Below are 17,781 nucleotides of genomic sequence, written 5' to 3' on the forward strand. Positions count from 1 at the left end.
GGCCCGGCATGAGTGCCGGGCCCGCGGCGGCGGGGACCCGCAGCGACCCGCCGCCGCTGCGCCGCAACACCGATTTCCTGTTGCTGTGGACCGGTGCCGGTGGGGCCGAGCTCGGCGCGCGGATGAGCGTGATCGCCTTCCCGCTGCTGGTGATCTGGCACACCGATTCACCGGTGGGGGCCGGGCTGGTCTCGTTCGCCGGACTGCTGCCGCTGCTGTTGTTCCAGCTGCCCGCCGGCGTGCTGGTGGACCGCTGGGACCGGCGGCGGCTGCTGATGCTGTGCAACGCGGTGGCCGCGGTGGGCATGCTGAGCGTGGCGGTGGCGCTGGCGTTCGGTGTGGTGTGGCTGCCGCACCTGCTGCTGGTGTGCTTCGCCGACGGCACGTGCATGGTGTTCTACCGGCTCGCGGAACGCACGGCGGTGCGGAACGTGGTCGCGCCGGAACACCTCACCGCGGCGATGTCGCAGAACGAGGCGAGGGGACGGGCGGCCAGCCTGATCGGCCAGCCCGCCGGGAGTTCGCTGTACGCGCTGGTGTGGTGGTCGCCGTTCCTCGCCGCGGCGGTCGGCCACCTGGTCTCGCTGGGCAACCTCACCCGGGTCAAGCGTCCACTGCAGACGGAACGGGTGAAGCGGAAGCGGGATCTGCGCGCGGACCTCAGCGCGGGCTTCAAGTGGTTGTGGGGACAGCGGTTCCTGCGGGCCGCCACGGTGGTGGTGGCGGTGACCAACTTCCTCGCGCAGATCGTCACCATGGCGCCGCTGGTGGTGTTCAAGGAAACCGGCGTGTCGGCGGCGCTGGCCGGGCTGGTCGGCCTGCTCGGCGGGCTCGGCGGGGTGTGCGGGGCGCTGACCGCGTCCTGGGTGCTGCGGCGGGTTTCGCTGGGCAGCCTGATCTGGCTCGATCTCGGCGCGCGGTGCGTGCTGGTGCCGATGATGGCGTTCACCACCTCGGTGCCGCTGCTGGTGGCGCCGTTCGCGGTGATGTCGTTCACCGGCGCGATGATGAACGTGGGGGCCGGGGCGTACATGGCCGGCGCGGTACCGGACGAGGTCCACGGGCGCGCGATGAGCGTGATGCTGCTGACCGCCGGGGGCGCGAACTCGGCGGGTGCGCTGGCGGCCGGCATGCTGCTCGGCTACCTCGGTACCCAGACGACGCTGCTGGCGGTCGGGGGCGTGCTGGTCGTGGTGACGGTGGCCGCGGTGTTCTCCCCGTCGATCCGCAAGGGCCCCGACTGGGAGCACTGACCAAGAACACGAATGTGGCCTCCGGAGCGGATTCCGCCCCGGAGGCCACATTCGTGTCCGCACACTTCGACGCCAAGAAGAAGGTGGCTTCCCTCGCACCCAGGCGCGAGGGAAGCCACATCCACACCGGCGTTACGCGTCGAGTTCGGCCATGCGGTTGCGCAGGCTCAGCGGCCGCATGTCGGTCCACACCTTTTCGATGTGGGCCAGGCATTCCTCCCGGGTGCCCTCGGTGCCTTCGTGGTGCCAGCCCGCCGGGGTCTCGCGGCCGGCCAGCCAGATCGAGTACTGCTCCTCGTCGTTGCGGACCACGCGGTAGACGAGTTCGTTCTCTGCCATCGGTTTTCCCTTTCTCACCAGGTACAAGGAGTTCAGAAGCTCGGGGCCGACGTCGGCGCGCGCAGGGAGCCGAGGTACGGGTGCCACAGGTGGTCGGGGTCGTTCTCCACCGCGGCCACCACCTCGCGCATGGCGGCCAGCGCCTTGGGCTCGGTCCCGTCGTACACGTCGCCCTGCAGCATCTTCAGCACGTCGATGCGGTACCGCGGGTCCTGGACGAACGCGGTGAACAGCACGTTGAGCCGGTAGTAGATGGAGATGAACTCGTACCAGTACTTCACCGCGCGGCGCAGTTTGGTCTCGTAGGCGTCGAACCGCTTCTTGTCGAAGTCACCGGCCGCGTGCGCGGCGATGATGTCCTGGCTGGCGATCCGCGCGCTGTTGAGCGCGACGCTCACCCCGCTGGAGAAGATCGGGTCGACGAACCGCGCCGCGTCGCCGATCATCACGAACCGGTCGCCGCAGATCTGCTCCATCGCGTAGCTGTAGTCGCCCTCGGCCTTGAACGGCCGGATCTGCTCGGCCTTCTTCAGCGCCTCGGCCAGCTCGGGACGGCTGGAGACGAAGTCCCAGAAGAACTGCTCGCGGTCGGTGGCCGCCTCGGCGAACCGCTTCTTCTGCGTCACCACGCCGATGCTGGTGATGGTGTCGGTGATCGGGATCTGCCAGACCCAGGTGTCCTTGATCGGCAGGAAGTGCACGAAGATGTGGTCCGCGGTGGCCACGTTCGGGCTGAGCGCCTCGCGGTCGAGGCCCTCGAACCAGGTGTGCAGCGCGTACTGGTCGAACACCGGGTCGGCGACCTTCACCTTGAGCTTGCGGCCCAGCAGGGTCTGCCGCCCGGAGGCGTCGACCACCATGCGCACGGTGTAGTCGGTGGTGCGCGGGCCGAACCGGACGCTCAGCCGGACCACGTCCGGGTCGTCGAAGTCGACGTCGAGCACGCGCGCGCCGTTGAACACGGTCGCGCCCTGCTCCTGCGCGTGCCGCAGGAGGATGGCGTCGAACCGGCCGCGGTCGACGTGGAAGGTGTAGTCGCGGTCGACGCCGGCCTGGTTGCGCTCGACGAACTGGACTTCGGCCGACCAGTCGTGGCTGAGCCCCTCGTAGCCCATCGTCGGGATGGACCTCGACTCGGCGGAGGTCCAGGAAGCCCCGTACTTGCGCGGGAACTTGGCCTCGTCGATCTTGTCGAGCGCGCCGATCTCGACCAGCACCGGGGTGGTCGCCGGGACCAGGGACTCACCGACGTGGGGGCGCGGGAAGGTCTCGCTCTCGAAGACCACCACCGACAGGCCCGCCCTGGCCAGGTAGGAGGCCATGGTCGAACCGCCGGGTCCGCCGCCGATGATGGCGACGTCGAAATCAGCTGTCTGGGAAGGCACAGGAGCTCCGTTCATCGGTGGGAGGCCGCGGCCGACTCGGCGAGCACCAGCCCGGCGATGGTGCGGATGTCGCGGAAGTTGCGGGCGCTGATCTTGGCGGGGGAGATGTGCACGCCGTACTCCTCGCGGACGTGCGTCATCAGCAGCGCGGTGCGGAGCGAGTCGAGGATCCCCCACTCCAGCAGCGGGCTGGTGAGTTCCAGCTCCTCGTCCTCGTCGCCGAACAGGAACTCCGTCCGCACGTACCGGAGCAGCGCCTGCTCCAGCTCTTCGGTGTTCACCCTGGTCTCCTTTCCTGAGCGAGCGCGGGCCGCCCGGCCAGTGCCCGGCGGTCCACCTTCCCGTTGGCGGTGCGTGGCAGGTCCTCGGTCAGGTGGACCTGGTCGACCACGGCGTAGGACGGGAGCGTGGTGGCGCAGTGCGCCTTGATCGCCAGCCGGCCCGGCGACTGGCCGGGGGCGGGCACGACGAACGCGACCAGCCGCGCCTCGATGCCCGCGCCGGTGACGATGACCGCGGCGTCGTCGACCGCGGGGTGCGTGGTGATGGCGACTTCGACCTCGGCGAGCCCGATCCGGTGGCCGCGCACCTTGACCGTGTGGTCGGCGCGGCCCACGTAGTCGAACGCGCCGTCGTCGAGCACGCGGACGATGTCCCCGGTGCGATACGGGCCGGCCTGCGGCGGGGCACCCCAGTACCCCATCAGCACGGTCGGCCCGTCGACCAGCAGCTCGCCCTCCTCGCCGGGACCGGCGACGCCGCCGTCGGCCCGCTCGGCCCACACCTTGTCGCCGCTGCACGCGCGGCCGATCGGCACCGGCTGGTCGCGGGCCAGGTCGCCGGGCGTGACCTCGTGGAAGGTGCACACGTTCGTCTCGGTCGGGCCGTAGAGGTTGAGCAGGCGGGCCGGGGTCCACGCGGCGAGCGAGCGGACACCGGCGATGGGGAACGGCTCCCCGGCGAAGCTGACCACACGCAGCCCGGGGGGCGGCGGTGCGTCGAGCAGGCCGCCGTGACGCATCATCAGCACGAGCGCGGAGGGCACCGAATACCACACGGTGATCCGCGCGTCCCGCAGGAAGCGCACCAGTTCGGCCGGGCTGTAGGCCAGCTCGGCGGGCAGCAGGTGCACCGACGCGCCGGTGGCGAAGGCCGCGTACAGGTCCATCACGGACAGGTCGAAGACCAGCGGCGCGTGGTTGGCCAGGCGGTCGGCGGGGCCGATCTCCAGTTCGGCCGCCGCCCAGTGCACGAAGGCCAGCGCGTTGCGGTGGCTGATGCACACGCCCTTAGGCGTACCGGTGGAGCCGGAGGTGTAGAGGATGTAGGCCAGCTCGTCCGGGCCGACCGCTTCGGCGACCGGAACCAGACTGTCCACTGTGGTCACCGTCTCGCGCAGGTCGACCACCGGCACGGCCGGTGCCGAGCCGAGCGCGTCCAGCCGGGCGGTGTCCGCGCAGAGCACCGCGGCACCGCAGGCCTCGGCCAGCGAGAGGACCCGCCGGACCGGCGCGGTGCCGTCCATCGGCACGTAGGCCGCGCCGAGCCGGAGCACCGCCTGCATGGCCACCACCACGTCGACGGACTTGTCCGACCAGAGCAGCACGCGGTCACCGCGGCGGACCCCGAGCCGGGCGAGCCTGCGGGCGAATCCGTTGGCCCGGCGGTCGAGTTCGCGGTAGGTCAGGTTGTGCTCGCCACAGGCGACGGCGAGCCGGTCCGGGTGGGCCGCCGCCGTCTCGGCGACGAGCGAATGCAGGTTCACAGGCCCATTCCCCTCGCCACGATGGTGCGGTGGATCTCGCTGGTGCCGGAGAAGGTGGTGCTGGGCACCGAATCCCGCAGCTGCGCCTCGATCCCGGTTTCGGCCAGGTAGCCGCTGCCGGCGAACACGCGCATCGCGGTCAGGCTGTTGGCCACCGCGGCCTCGGACACCGCCAGCTTCGCCAGCGACACGGCCGTCACGTCGGTGCGCCCCTGGTCCATCAGCCAGCACGCGCGGTACAGCAGCAGCCGCGCGCTCTCCAGCCGCTGGCGCATCTCCGCGATCGGGTGCGCCACGGCCTGGAACTCGCCGATGCGCTTGCCGAACTGCTGCCGCCGCCTGGCGTGGGTGACGCAGCGCTTGAGCTGCGCCTCCATCAGGCCGAGGTAGATGGCGAACAGGCAGGCGCGTTCCCAGCCCATCGAGTGCTGGAAGATCATGCCGCCCTGGCCGGGTTCGCCGAGCACGTGGTGGGGCCCGACCTCGGCGTCGGCGAGGGTGAGCCGTCCGGCGGGGCAGCCGTGCAGGCCCAGCTTCACCATCGGCGGGCCGACCGAGAGGCCCTCGGTCCCGCGCGGCACCACGAACCCGGTGGTGCCGAGGAAGCCGTCGGCCGGGTCGGTGACCGCGTAGACCACAAAGACGTCGGCCAGGGGAGCGTTGCTGGAGAACGACTTCTCGCCGGTGAGCCGGTAGCCCTCGGCGGTGGCCACCCCTTTCATGGCCAGCCCGCCGACGTCGGAGCCCGCGCTGTCCTCGGTGATCGCGTTGGCCGCGATCAGCTCGCCGTTCGCCAGCCCGGGCAGCAGCTCGGCCGCGGTCTCGGGGGTGCCGAAGTCGCGGATGGCCACGCAGCAGGCCAGCAGGTGGGCGGCGACCCCGAAGGCCAGCCCGGTGTCCGGGCAGGCCTGGCCGAAGGTTTCCAGGCACAGCGCGGTGTCGACCGCGCCGAGCCCGCCGCCGCCGTGCTCGACCGGCAGGCACAGCCCGGTGAGCCCGAGATCGGCGGCCGCCCGCCAGCGCTCCCTGGTGAAGTGACCGTCCGGTGTGGACGGAGGAGCGCCGCCGAGCCGCTCGCGCACGGCTTCGGCCAGTTCCGCGCGGCGCTGCCGTTGCGCCGGGGTGAGGTCAAATTCCATGGGCGTGTTCCGACTCGAGTTCGGCGCGGATCCGGCTCTCCACCACTTCGGCCAGCGCGGCCACGGTCGGGCCTTCGAACACCGCGCGGATCGGCAGTTCGATCTCGTAGGCGTCCTGGATGGCGGCGACCAGCCGGATGGCCAGGATCGAGTTGCCGCCGGTCTGGAAGAAGTCGCTGTGCGCGCCGACCTCGTGGCCGAGCAGCCCGGCGAACACCTCCGCGATGTGCGTCTCGACCACGCCCTCGGGCGCGACCAGTTCGGTCTCGTCCGGCGCGGCCTGGGCGATGAGCTTCCGGGAGTCGAGCTTCCCGTTGGCGGTCAACGGGAACCGGTCGACGAAGGTGTACGAGCCGGGCACCATGTACGCCGGGAGCCGCCGCGTGCATTCAGCACGCAGCTCTTCGGCGAGTCCGGCGTCTTCGGCCGCGGGCACCACGAACGCCAGCAGCCTGGTCTCGCCGTTGTCGGTGTCGTCTCCGGTACCGGCCAGCACCACGGCTTCGCGGACGGACGGGTGCTCGGCGAGCACGGCGCCGATCTCCCCGAGTTCCACCCGGTACCCGCGGATCTTCACCTGGTCGTCGCTGCGGCCGAGGAAGTGCACGTCCCCGGACGGCAGCACGGTGGCCAGGTCCCCGGTGCGGTAGAGGCGTTCCCCGTCACCGAACGGGTCGGGCAGGAAGCGCTCGGCGGTCATCGCCGGCGCGTTGGCGTAACACCGGGCGAGACCGATGCCACCGACGTACACCTCACCGACCACGCCGACCGGGACCGGCCGCAGCAGGGGGTCGAGCACGCGCATGGTGACCCCGGGCAGGGCGCGGCCGATCGGCACGGCCTCGCCGGTGACCGGCGGCTGGACCGGGTAGGTGCAGGTGCCCACCGTCGCCTCGGACGGCCCGTACTCGTTGATCAGCCGGTTCGGCCCGAGCACGGTGGCCCAGTGGTCGGCGAGCCGCACCGGGAGCGCCTGGCCCGCCACCACGATCACCCCGGCCAGGTCGGCCGACCAGTCCGCACCGAGCTGCTGGGACAGGATCTCCAGGTGGCCCGGGGTCAGCTTGATGAAGCTGAACGGCGCCAGGTTCCGCAGCAGCGAGCCGAGTTCGGTGAGGTCCATGTCGCCGGGCAGCAGGTGCACCGGCTGCCCGGCCAGCAACGGCGCCCACAGGTTCGGGACCACCAGGTCGAAGGCGACCGAGGAGAACACCGGCGCGCCACCGGAGCCGCGGCTCGCCAGCTCGCCGGTGGCCCACCGCAGGTGGTTGGCCAGCCCGCGGTGGGTCACCTGCACGCCCTTCGGCTTGCCGGTGGATCCCGAGGTGTAGATGACGTAGGCGAGCAGATCGGCGTCGGTGACCCGGTCCGGGCGGTGCCGCGGCGCGTCCTCGTTCTTGTCTTCGTCGAGCAGCAGCACCTTCGCGGTGGACCCGGCCAGCCGCTCGCGGAGCGCGGCGGTGGTGATCACGATCGGCGACCCGGCCTCGGCCAGCACCAGTTCCGTGCGCTCGGCCGGGGCGTCGGGGTCGAGCGGCAGGTACGCGGCGCCCGCCTTCCACACCCCGAGGAACGAGGTCATCAGGCCGATACCGCGTTCGAGCAGCACGGCGACCACGGAGTCCGGGCCCGCGCCGAGTGCCTGGAGGCGGTGCCCGAGCTGGTTGGCCGCGGCGTCGAGCCCGGCGAAGGTCAGCCGGTCCGGTCCGCAGGCCAGCGCGGTCGCGTCCGGGGTGCTGAGCGCCTGGCGCTCGAACAGCTCCAGCGTGGTGGTGTCGTCGGCCTCGACCGCGGTGCCGCGGGCCGCCTCGTCGAGCATCGCCCGCTCCCCGGCGGACAGGAAGTCCACTTCGGACAGTGCGACGCCGGGATCGGCGGCGATCGCGCCCAGCAGCGCGACGAAGTGCTGGGTCATCCGCTCGACGGTGGCCGGTTCGAACAACGCGGTGGCGAACTCGAGCCCGCCCGCCATCGTGCCGTCCGGTTCCGCCCGCAGGTACAGCGTCAGATCGGTCTTGGCGATGCGGGTGAGGTCGAGCAGGGTGTCCCAGTCCTCCGCGTCGGCGGCCGAACCGGTCAGCTTCTCGTCGTGCAGGTCGAACGCGACCTGGTAGAGCGGGGTCCTGGACAGGTCGCGCTCCGGCGCGAGTTCGGCGACCAGCCGGTCGAACGGCAGTTCCTGGTGGGCGAAGGCGTCCTTGCAGGTGTCGCGCACCTCGGCCAGCGCGGTGGGGAAGTCGGTGTCCGGGTCCAGCCGGCAGCGCAGCACCAGGCTGTTGAGGAAGAACCCGACGATGCCCTCCAGCTCGGGCCGGTGCCGCCCGGCGACCGGGGTGCCGATCACCACGTCCCAGTCGGATTCGTAGCGGGCGAGCAGGGTCGCGAACGCGGTCAGCAGCGTCATGAACGGCGTCGCCCCGGCACGCTTGCCCAGGTCGTCGAGCGCCTTCGTGACGGTGGCCGGGACGGTGAAGCCGATCATCCCGCCACGCCCGTCGCGGGCGGCCGGGCGCGGTTTGTCCAGGCGCACGGTGGTCGGCGTCGCGCCGTCGAGCACGGTGCGCCAGTGCGCGAGTTCCTTGTCGATCACCTGCTCGTCGAGCCGGTCGCACTGCCACGCCGCGAAGTCGGCGTACTGCAGCTCCATCGGCGGGAGGGCGGGGGAGCGCTCGGCCCGCACCGAGGCGAGCAACTCGGTGAACTCGCGTTCCAGCACCGCCGAGGACCAGCCGTCCAGCACGATGTGGTGCGCGGAGAGCACCAGCACCTGGTGGTCCGGGGTGCGCCGGAGCAGCGCCCTGGTCACCGGGCCGGTCTCGATGTCGAACGCGCGGTCCAGCTCCCGGTCCAGTTCGGGGCGGAACTCCTCCTCCGGCAGCTCCACCACGCGGAGCTCGTACGCGCCCGGCGGATCGATCACCTGCACCGGGTCGCCGTCACGCAGGACGAACCGGGTGCGCAACGCCTCGTGCCGGGCCAGCAGCAGGTCCAGCGCGCGCTGGACCTGCGCGGTGGTGGTGTCCGCGGCCACCCGGACGAACAACGCGGAGACCCATTCCCGGCTGCGCGGCCGCATCCGGTCGAGCACCCACATCCGGCGCTGCCCGAACGACAGCGGCAGGTCGCCGTCGCGGGACACCCGGGTGATCCGGTCGTCCGGCGCGGTCGCCTCGGTGATCAGCGCGGCCTGCTCGGCGAGCGTGCTGGCGTTCATCAGCTTGCTCAGGTCGATCGACGCGCCGGACGCCTTGCGCATCCGGTTGGCCAGGCGGGTCAGCTGCAGCGAGGACCCGCCGAGCGCGAAGAAATCGTCGTCGGGGCCGACGGTCTCCTCCTGGAGCAGGTCGCACCAGATCTGCGCGACGATGCGCTCGGCAGGCGAGAGTTCGGCGGTGCCGGGCGGGGTTTCGGCCTCCGGCACCGGCGCGGGGAGCGCGGTCCGGTCCACCTTGCCGCTGGCGGTGGTGGGGAAGGCGGTCAGCCCGAGGTAGGCGACGGGCAGGTGGGTGGCGGGCAGCCGCTCGGCGAGGAACTCGCGCAGGTCCTCGGGCACCGCCCCGGTTTTCGTCCGCACGTAGGCGGCCAGGCGCGTCCCGCCCTCGGCGATGGTGAACCCGGTGACCACGGCACCGTCGAGCGCGGGGTGCGCGGCGAGCGCGGCCTCCACCTCACCCGGTTCGATCCGGACGCCGTTCACCTTGACCTGGTGGTCGAGCCGCCCGACGTACTCCAGCAGGCCTTCCTCGATCGTCCGCACCAGGTCGCCGGTGCGGTACCGGCGGGACCCGGGAGGGCCGGACGGGTCCGGCACGAAGCGCTCGGCGGTTTCCCCGGGACGGCCCAGGTACCCGCGTCCGACACCCGGGCCCGCGGCGAGCAGTTCACCGGTGTGCCCGAGCGGGACCGGCTCGCCGTGTTCGTCGACCACCAGCACCCGCGTGCCGTCGACCAGCCGCCCGATCGGCACCGGCCCCGACCGCTGTGCCGGGTCGAAGCGGTGCGCGGTGACCTCGATCGTGCATTCCGTGGGGCCGTAGGTGTTCCACACCTCGACCGCGCCGGGATCGGGCAGCAGCGCCAGGAACCGGTGCGCCAGTTCGGCGTGCAGCTGCTCGCCGCCGGAGGACAGCACCCGCAGCGCGCGGCACGCGTCCCAGCCGGGTTCGGCGACCAGCGCGCGCAGGACCGAGGGCACCACCTGGAGCACGGTGATCTCCTGCTCGGCGACCACCCGGACCAGCGCGGCGGGTTCGCGCTCGACGCCGACCGGAGCGACCACCACGGTGGCACCGCAGATCAGCGGCGCCCAGACCTCCCACTCGGCGGCGTCGAAGGTCATCGGCGTCTTCTGCAGGATCCGGTCACCGGGCCCGAACGCGTGCGCGCGCACGGTCCACCGGATGTGGTTGGCGACACCCCCGTGGTGCACCACCACGGGTTTCGGCATCCCGGTCGAACCGGAGGTGAACAGCACGTACGCGGCGTTGTCGTGGTCGACCGGCACGCGTGGTGCTTCCGCCGAGTATCCATTCGCGACGGTCAGGTCGTCGTCCAGCACCACGGGTTTCGCGCCGGAGCCGGAGAGGTCGACGCGGGGCTGGGTGAGGACCACGTCGGCACCGGCTGCGCGCAGCAGGGCGTCGGCCCGGCGCCGGGGGTGCGCCGGGTCCACCGGCAGGTAGGCCGCGCCCGCCCGCCACACCGCGAGCAGCGCCACGATCAGGTTCACCCCGCGGTCCAGGCAGAGGCCGACCACGCTTTCGCGGCCGATCCCGTTGGCCGCCAGCAGGTTCGCGAGGCGGTTGGCGCGGGCGCCGAGTTCGGCGTAGGTCAGCGAGCGGTCCGCGCCCGCCACGGCCACCGCGTCCGGGGTGACGGCGGCCTGGCGGGCGATCAGCTCGGGCACGGTCAGCGTTTCCGCCTGGTGGTTCATCGGGTTCTCCTCAACGGCTCAAGAGGCTCAGGGGATTCAGGCGAGGACGTGACCGTCCCTGGTGCGCAGCGCGCGGGAGCGCCGGTGGTCGAGGTGGACGAAGGTGCGGTGCAGCCAGCGGTCCTGGCCGTCGTAGCGCGGGGTGAACAGCGTCCGGCCGTGCAGCGTCACGCGGTTGTCGACCAGCGCGAGGTCGCCCGGCGCCATGATCAGCGCCTCGGCCGCCTCGGTGATGGCGTCGTGCAGCACCTCGAGCGCGTTCTTGGCCTCGTCGTCGTTGCCGGAGGTGGCGTGGAAGTCCACCTGCACGTCGGGATCGGCGGGGTCGCCGGTGAACACCGCGTGCTGCGGCGCGCCCTCGCCGTCCATGCCGAACGACGGCGGCGCCTCGGTGGTGAACCGGCGTTCGCCGAGCACCTGCCGGATGTCGGCGGGCAGCGCGCCGACCACCTGGCGAACGCAGGACAGCAGCAGCCCGGCCACCCGCTCGTGGTCCGCGCGCACGCAGAACAGGCCGACGAAATCGGGGCGGCGCGGGTGGAAGGCGTTCTCCACGTGCATGGCGAGCCGGGTGCTGCCCGCGTTGCTCTGCTGCGCCTCCATGCCCGGCACCGGCACCACGTTCTGCACCAGCGCGCCGGACTTCTCGTTGCGGTAGGCGATCACCTCGCCGAGCTGCATGGACAGCAGCCCGATCACCGCGGCGCCGACGCTCGCCACGCGCTCGACCGAACCGGGCTCGGTGGGCGTCGGCCGGTCGGCGGCGCCGGGCAGGTTCCGGATCAGCAGCGCGCCCGCGTCGCCCGGGTCGTTGGCGAACTCCCGCAGGCGCTGCCGCACCCGGACCGGCAGTTCGGCCGCGTGGTGGCGGCAGTCGTCGATCCACCGGCCCTCGTCGATCAGCCGCGGCGGGGTGCCGACCAGTTCGCGTGCCACGGCGAGGACCTGCTCCCGCTCCGCGTCGGTCACCACGAACTCGAAGTCCTTGGTCATGTTGTTCCCTCCAGCCGCCCGTCGAGGGGCGCGACAAGTGGTGTTCGGGCGAAGAGGCCGGCGACGGTCAGCCCGGGGTCGTGCGCGATGGCGGTGAACGCGGCGGCCACCCGGTCGAGCAGGGCGGTGGCCTCCTCCCGGCTCACGGCGTCGGGCCGGAAGCCGAGCCGGACCTGGACCCGCGGCCCCGGCACCACGACGAGTCGCAGCGGGTAGGGGGTGTCGTCGCTGAGGTGGTGGTCCGCCACGTGCAGATCACCCAGGGCGGCGTCCCATTCGGCGGGGTCGAACGGGTAGTTGAGCACCATCAGGGTGGTGTCGAACAGGGTGACCCGGTCGTGGCCGGACTGCCGCTGGATGTCGGCCAGCCCGAGGTGGTGGTGGTTGAGCAGCGGGACCTGCTCCCGCGCGAGCCGGGCCAGCGCGTCGGCCACCGGCGCCTCGTGCTCCAGCCGGACCCGCACCGGCACGGTGTTCGTGAGCAGCCCGACCATGTCGTGCACCCCGGCGATCTCCGGCGGCCTGCCGGAGACCGAGGTGCCGAAGATGACGTCCTGCTCGCCGGTGAGTTCACCGAGCAGGCCCGCCCAGACCAGCTGCACCACCGCGTTGAAGGTGACCCCGGCCTGCTTGGCCCGCTCGGTGAGCCGCGTGGCCACGTTCTCGGGCAGGTGGGTGATCAGCAGTTCGTGCGTCACCTGGTCGGCAGGCAGGTCGGGGGCGACCCGCGTCGGGCCGGCCACCCCGGCGAGGTAGTCCGCCCACGCCGCGCGCGCGGCACCGGTGTCCTGCGCGCGCAGCCAGGTCAGGTAGTTCCGGTAGCGCGGCGGCGCGGGGAGCACGCGGTCGTCGCCGTGCGGGTAGCAGGCGAAGAACTCGCGCAGCACGATCGCCATGGACCAGCCGTCCCAGACGATGTGGTGCGCGGTGAGCACGAGCTGGTGGCGGTCCGGGCCGAGCCGGACCAGCTGGACCCGCAGCGGCGGTGGCTGGTCCAGCCGGAACCGGGCGGCCCGGTCGGCGTCGGCCAGGTGCGCCGCGCGGAGGTCGCGCTCGCCGGGGTCGAGGTCCGAGAGGTCGTGCTCGGTCCACGGCACCGGCGGCGGGTCGGCGGGCACCAGCTGGACGGGCTCGGCCACGTCGTGGTCGAAGGCGGCGGCCAGCGCCGGGTGCCGCCGGACCACCGCCGCCAGCGCGGCCCGCAGCCGGTCCGCGTCCAGCGGCCCTTCGAGGATCATCCGCAACTGCTCGTTGTAGACGTCGATGGTGTCCTTGGTGACCAGGTGGTGCAGCAGGAGCGCCTCCTGCAGCGGGGTCAGCGGCAGGATGTCGGCGGTACCCGGCCGGTCCCGGGTGAGCTCGTCGATCTCCTCCTGGTCGAGGTCGACCAGCGGCACGTCGGACGGGGTCATTCCGCCCGCGCCGGGTAGCGCGGCGTGCGCGGCCAGCCCGGTCAGCGCGTCCCGCAGGAGGCCGAGGAAGTCGATGACGTCGGCTTCGTCCAGCACCCCCGACGGCCACATCGCCCGCACCGTGAGTTCCGTCCCCTGTGGACGGTCGTAGGCGAGGACGTTGATCTCCAGCTCGTGCGGCATCACCATGCGCGGGTCGGCGGCGCCGTCGAACGGGTCGTCGCCGGTGAGCGCCCAGTCCGCGGCCTCGGAGACGGTGAGCCTGCCGAGGTAGTTGAAGGCCAGCCGGGGCGAGCCGAGCGGGGCCAGCACCCGAGCGGTGTCGTCGTTGAGGTACCGCAGCAGCCCGAAACCGAGGCCGTGATCGGGGATCGCGCGCAGTTGCTCCTTGACCCGCTTGAGCACCGGGCCCAGCTCGGCGCCGCCGGAGACCACGGCGGGCCAGTCGAGCGCCCCGGGATCGACGGCCACCGGGTGGATGCTGGTGAACCAGCCGACCGTGTTGTCCAGCGCGACCGGCTGCCCGGCGTCCTGGCGGCCGTGCCCTTCCAGGTCCACCAGCACGGCGGTGCCGCCGGGCAGCCACCGTTCGCGCCAGCGCCGGGCGGCGAGCGCGAACGCGGTCAGCAGCACGTCGTTCTGGGTGGCCCGGTACCGGTCGGGCAGCACGGTCAGCAGCGGTTCGGCGAGGCCGTCCGGCAGCGTGAGTTCGGTGGCGGCCGCGGTGTCGAAGGTGTCGGTGCCCGTGCGTTCCCGCTTGCCGATGGGCGGGTCGTCGGTGGTGAGGACGCGTTGCCACAGCGCGGCCTGCGCCGTCCAGCGGGGTTCGGCCGCCGCGGTGGCGAGCTGGTTCGCCCAGGTGCGCGGGGACGTGCCCGCCGGTGCCCACCGCGCGGTCCCGTCGGCGGCCACCACCTCCCACGCGTGCGCCAGGTCGTCGAGCAGGACGCGCCACGAGACCCCGTCCACGGCGAGGTGGTGCAGCACCAGGAGCAGCGTGCCGTGGTGGTCCTCGCCCGCGTTGCACCACACCGCGCGCACGAGGCTGCCGTCGGCCGGGCACAGCGCGGCGACGGCAGCCTCGCGCTGTTCCTCGACCACGGCGTCGAGATCGAGCCCTGTGACGTCCACAGTGGACAACACGTCCGCCGTGGCGGGTGCGTCGGCACGCAGCGAACGCACGTCGGTGAGCCGCGTGCGCAGCGCCGGGTGGCGGTCGATCACCAGCTGCAGGACCTTGGCGAGCCGGTCGTGCCCGGCCCCGGCCGGGACGCGGACGCACACCGACTGGTGGAACCGGTCGATCGGCCCCAGTTCCGTCGCCCAGCGCACGATCGGGGGAGCGGGGAACGCGCCGAGGCCGTCGTCGGCCTCCGCGGTCACGTCCCGCCCGACCACCTCGGCGAGTTCGGCGACGGTCGGGTGCTCGAACACCTGCCGCGGGGACAGCACCAGACCGGCCGCGCGGGCGGCGGAGACCAGGCGCAACGCCAGGATGCTGTCGCCGCCCTGGGCGAAGAACGAGTCGTGCACGCCGATCTCGGCCACCCCGAGCACTTCGGCGAACATCCCGCAGAGCGCCGCCTGCACCTTCGTCGCCGGGGGCTGGATGACCCTGGGCCCGGAACCCGCCGGGTCCGGCAGCGCGTCGCGGTTCACCTTTCCGTTGGGCAGCACGGGAAAGGAGTCGAGCACCAGGATCGAGGACGGCACCATGTGCTCGGGCAGCGCGTCGCGCAACCGGCGGCGCAGCCCGCCCGTGTCCACCGCCGCGCCCGGCGCCCGCAGCGCGTAACCCGCCAGCTGCTTCCCACCGGACCGTGTGCCCTTCACCAGCACGATGGCGTTCTCCACGCCGGGAGCCGAGCCGAGCGCGGCCTCGATCTCCCCGAGCTCCACCCGGAAACCGCGGATCTTGACCTGGTGGTCGGTGCGGCCGAGGAACTGCAGCCTGCCGTCGTCGCGCTGGAACACCCGGTCCCCGGTGCGGTACATCCGCGCGCCGGGCTCGGCGTAGGGGCAGGGGAGGAACCGGTCCGCGGTGAGCCCCGGCTGGTTGAGGTACCCGCGGGCGACGCCGTGCCCGGCGATGTACAGCTCGCCCGCGACCCCGGGCGCCACCGGCCGCAGGTCGCCGTCGAGGACGTACACCGCCACGTTGTCGGTCGGCCCGCCGATGGTCACCGGCTCACCGGGCAGCAGCCGGCCACCGGTGGCGCAGGAGGTTTCGGTGGGGCCGTACATGTTCATCATCCGGCGGTCGCGGGCCCACCGGCCGACCAGGCGGTCGTCCGAGGGTTCGCCGCCGACCACCAGGTGCACGAGGTCCGGCAGGTCCCCGTCCGGCAGCTGGCGCAGCACGCTGGGCGGCACGGCGGCGTGGGTGATCCGCTCGGACTTCAGCGTGGTGATCAGCTCGGCGGGGGTGATGCTCGCGGGCTCGGGCGGCAGCACCAGCCGGGCCCCGGCGACCAGTGCAGGCCAGATGTCCTCGCCCGCGGCGTCGAAGGCGGGGGAGAGGTACTGCAGCACCCGGCTGTCCGGGGTGATGCCGAACCGGCCCACGTGGTCGAGCGCGAAGTTGACCAGGCCCTGGTGCTGTGCGACCACGCCCTTCGGCGAACCGGTGGACCCCGAGGTGTAGATGACGTTGGCCGCCGAAGCGGGGGCGAGCGCGACCGGCTCGGCGGGGTGCCCGCCGGACGGCAGTTCGCCGGCGTCGACCATGACCACGTCGGCGGGCAGCACGGCGGCCGCGGTGGCGCTGTCGGTGACCAGCACGCACCGCGGCGCGCTGTCGGTCACCATGTACCGCAGGCGATCCGGCGGGTAGGCGAGGTCGAGCGGCAGGTAGGACGCGCCGGCGCGGAGCACGGCGAGCATCGCGACGATCAGCTCGGGGGAGCGCGGCATGGCGAGCCCGACGACGTCCTCCCGGTGCACACCGCGCTCGATCAGCCGGGCGGTGAGCAGGCCCGCCTTCGCCTCCAGCTCGCCGTAGGTCAACTGGCTCCCGGTGCCGCTGAGCGCGATCGCGTCGGGTTGCCGCCGGGCGACTTCGCGCACGAGGTCGACCACGGTGCGCCCGTCGCGGGCGCGGGCGGTGTCGTTGCGCCGGACGAGCACTTCGGCGCGTTCGGCTTGGGTGAGCAGCTCGATCGACCGGAACTCCTGGTCGGGCGCGGCGGTGGCGGCCAGCACGAAGGCGGTCCACCGGCGCAGCGCCCCCGCGAGCCCATCGGCCCGGTGCAGCGCGGGATCGGCGTCGACGGCCAGTGCCAGGCCCTGCTCGGCCGCGCCGGTCACGCCGAAGGTGAGGTCGATGCTCGGCCCCGACGCCAGGTTGACCGCGCTCGCCGTCGCGTCGGCGAAGCGGAACTCCCTGGCGTACGGCATGAAGTTGAGGATCGGGCCGAGCGGCCCGTCCTCGGCGAGCCGCGTGCCGAGCGCGTGGCACAGGTCGTCGTAGCGGAAGCGCTCGTGCCGCTGCACGGCGGCGGTCTCCTCGGCGACCAGCGGCACCAGTTGCCGCAGGGTCATCGACGGCGACACCTCCAGCCGGAGGGCGAGGGTGTTGGCGGCCATGCCCGGGGTGAGGCTCGCGCGCCCGCCGCGCCGCCCGTTGCCCGCCAGCCCGAGCACCACGTCCCGGCGGCCGGTGATCCGGTGCAGGTAGGCCGCGGTCGCCGCGACCACCGCCAGCTGCCAGGTGGTGCCGAGCCCGGCGGCGGCCTCGGCCAGCGGCGCGGATTCCCCGGCGGGCAGGTAGGACACCTGCCGCGCGCGGATCGTGCGCTCGTCCCGGTCACCCAGCACGGCGGGCACCCGCATTGGCTCGGGGGAGTCGGCGAAGCGCTTGGTCCAGTAGGCGCGGTCGGCCTCGAAGTCCGCGCTGGCCCGGTACTTCTCGTCCTTCGCGATCAGTGCGTCGAGCCCGCCGAGGCGGGCGGTGGTCCGGTCCTGCCCGCGCACCAGGGCGGTGTAGGTGTCGGCGAGCGCGTTCTGCATCAGGTGCATGCTGTGCCCGTCGGTGAACATGTGGTGCATGCGCAGGTAGAGCAGGTGCCGGTGGCCGGTGATCCGCAGCAGCGCGGCCCGGGACACCGGTCCGGTCGCGAGATCGATCGGCTGGTCGAGGTCGTGGTGCATCCAGTCGAGCGCTGCGGTGTCGTCGGGCAGGTCCAGTTCGTGCAGCGGCGGGACGCACTCGGCGAGCACCTGGTTCAGCTCACCGTCGGCGGTTTCCTCGACGCGCAGCACCCGCAGCACGTCGGCTTCCGCACCGAGCGCGGCCCACGCCCGCCGGAACAGCGGCAGGTCGAGCGGTCCGGTGACGGTCAGGTATTCCGCGCAGGTGTACCGGCGTTCGGTCGGATCCTGCTGGTGGGCCAACCAGACGGCTCGCTGCGCACTGGACACCGGCAGTCGTCCGTGGTTCCCCGTGACCATTTCGCTCCTGTCGCGCGCTCACCGCAAAACCCCAACGTCTGTGATGGTGTTGGCGCCGACTATGCGCGAGCTATACCGGTCGCGGAGCGCGGAAGTATAGGGCCGGTATAGGC

9 protein-coding genes are annotated in these 17,781 nt (G+C 72.7%); 1 reads left to right on the forward strand and 8 read right to left on the reverse strand.

Features of this window, described 5'->3' with window-relative positions; all coding sequences use genetic code 11:
- Positions 1-8 precede the first annotated feature (8 nt).
- Positions 9-1,253, forward strand: a complete 1,245-nt coding sequence (locus JYK18_RS33165; protein ID WP_206807347.1) for an MFS transporter — start codon at positions 9-11, stop codon at positions 1,251-1,253.
- Positions 1,254-1,385: 132 nt separating this feature from the next.
- On the opposite strand, the gene JYK18_RS33170 is transcribed toward JYK18_RS33165, so the two are convergent.
- From JYK18_RS33170 to JYK18_RS33205, 8 genes are read right to left on the reverse strand one after another with little or no spacing between them, the layout of a single operon-like run.
- Entirely contained in the window at positions 1,386-1,592 is a 207-nt protein-coding gene (locus tag JYK18_RS33170) for an MbtH family NRPS accessory protein (RefSeq protein ID WP_206807348.1), read from the reverse strand.
- A 32-nt stretch (positions 1,593-1,624) separates the two neighbouring features.
- The gene (locus JYK18_RS33175) at positions 1,625-2,977 is read right to left on the reverse strand and encodes an NAD(P)/FAD-dependent oxidoreductase (RefSeq protein WP_307796166.1); all 1,353 of its coding nucleotides are present in this window, start codon (positions 2,975-2,977) and stop codon (positions 1,625-1,627) included.
- A gap of 11 nt (positions 2,978-2,988) precedes the next feature.
- The gene (locus JYK18_RS47070; RefSeq protein ID WP_206807350.1) at positions 2,989-3,258 is read right to left on the reverse strand and encodes an acyl carrier protein; all 270 of its coding nucleotides are present in this window, start codon (positions 3,256-3,258) and stop codon (positions 2,989-2,991) included.
- Positions 3,255-4,742: an amino acid adenylation domain-containing protein gene (locus tag JYK18_RS33185; RefSeq protein WP_206807351.1), complete on the reverse strand. Its 1,488-nt coding sequence runs from the start codon at positions 4,740-4,742 to the stop codon at positions 3,255-3,257. The genes JYK18_RS47070 and JYK18_RS33185 overlap by 4 nt, the downstream gene beginning before the upstream one ends.
- A complete protein-coding gene (locus tag JYK18_RS33190) occupies positions 4,739-5,881 on the reverse strand; it encodes an acyl-CoA dehydrogenase family protein (protein ID WP_206807352.1) in 1,143 nt (380 codons plus the stop codon). The genes JYK18_RS33185 and JYK18_RS33190 overlap by 4 nt, the downstream gene beginning before the upstream one ends.
- A complete protein-coding gene (locus tag JYK18_RS33195; protein WP_206807353.1) occupies positions 5,871-10,814 on the reverse strand; it encodes a non-ribosomal peptide synthetase in 4,944 nt (1,647 codons plus the stop codon). The genes JYK18_RS33190 and JYK18_RS33195 overlap by 11 nt, the downstream gene beginning before the upstream one ends.
- A gap of 36 nt (positions 10,815-10,850) precedes the next feature.
- Positions 10,851-11,807: a TauD/TfdA family dioxygenase gene (locus JYK18_RS33200; protein WP_206807354.1), complete on the reverse strand. Its 957-nt coding sequence runs from the start codon at positions 11,805-11,807 to the stop codon at positions 10,851-10,853.
- Entirely contained in the window at positions 11,804-17,668 is a 5,865-nt protein-coding gene (locus JYK18_RS33205; RefSeq protein ID WP_206807355.1) for a non-ribosomal peptide synthetase, read from the reverse strand. The genes JYK18_RS33200 and JYK18_RS33205 overlap by 4 nt, the downstream gene beginning before the upstream one ends.
- Between the last annotated feature and the right edge of the window lie 113 nt (positions 17,669-17,781).

The sequence above is a fragment of the Amycolatopsis sp. 195334CR genome, from assembly GCF_017309385.1.
GTDB lineage: Bacteria > Actinomycetota > Actinomycetes > Mycobacteriales > Pseudonocardiaceae > Amycolatopsis.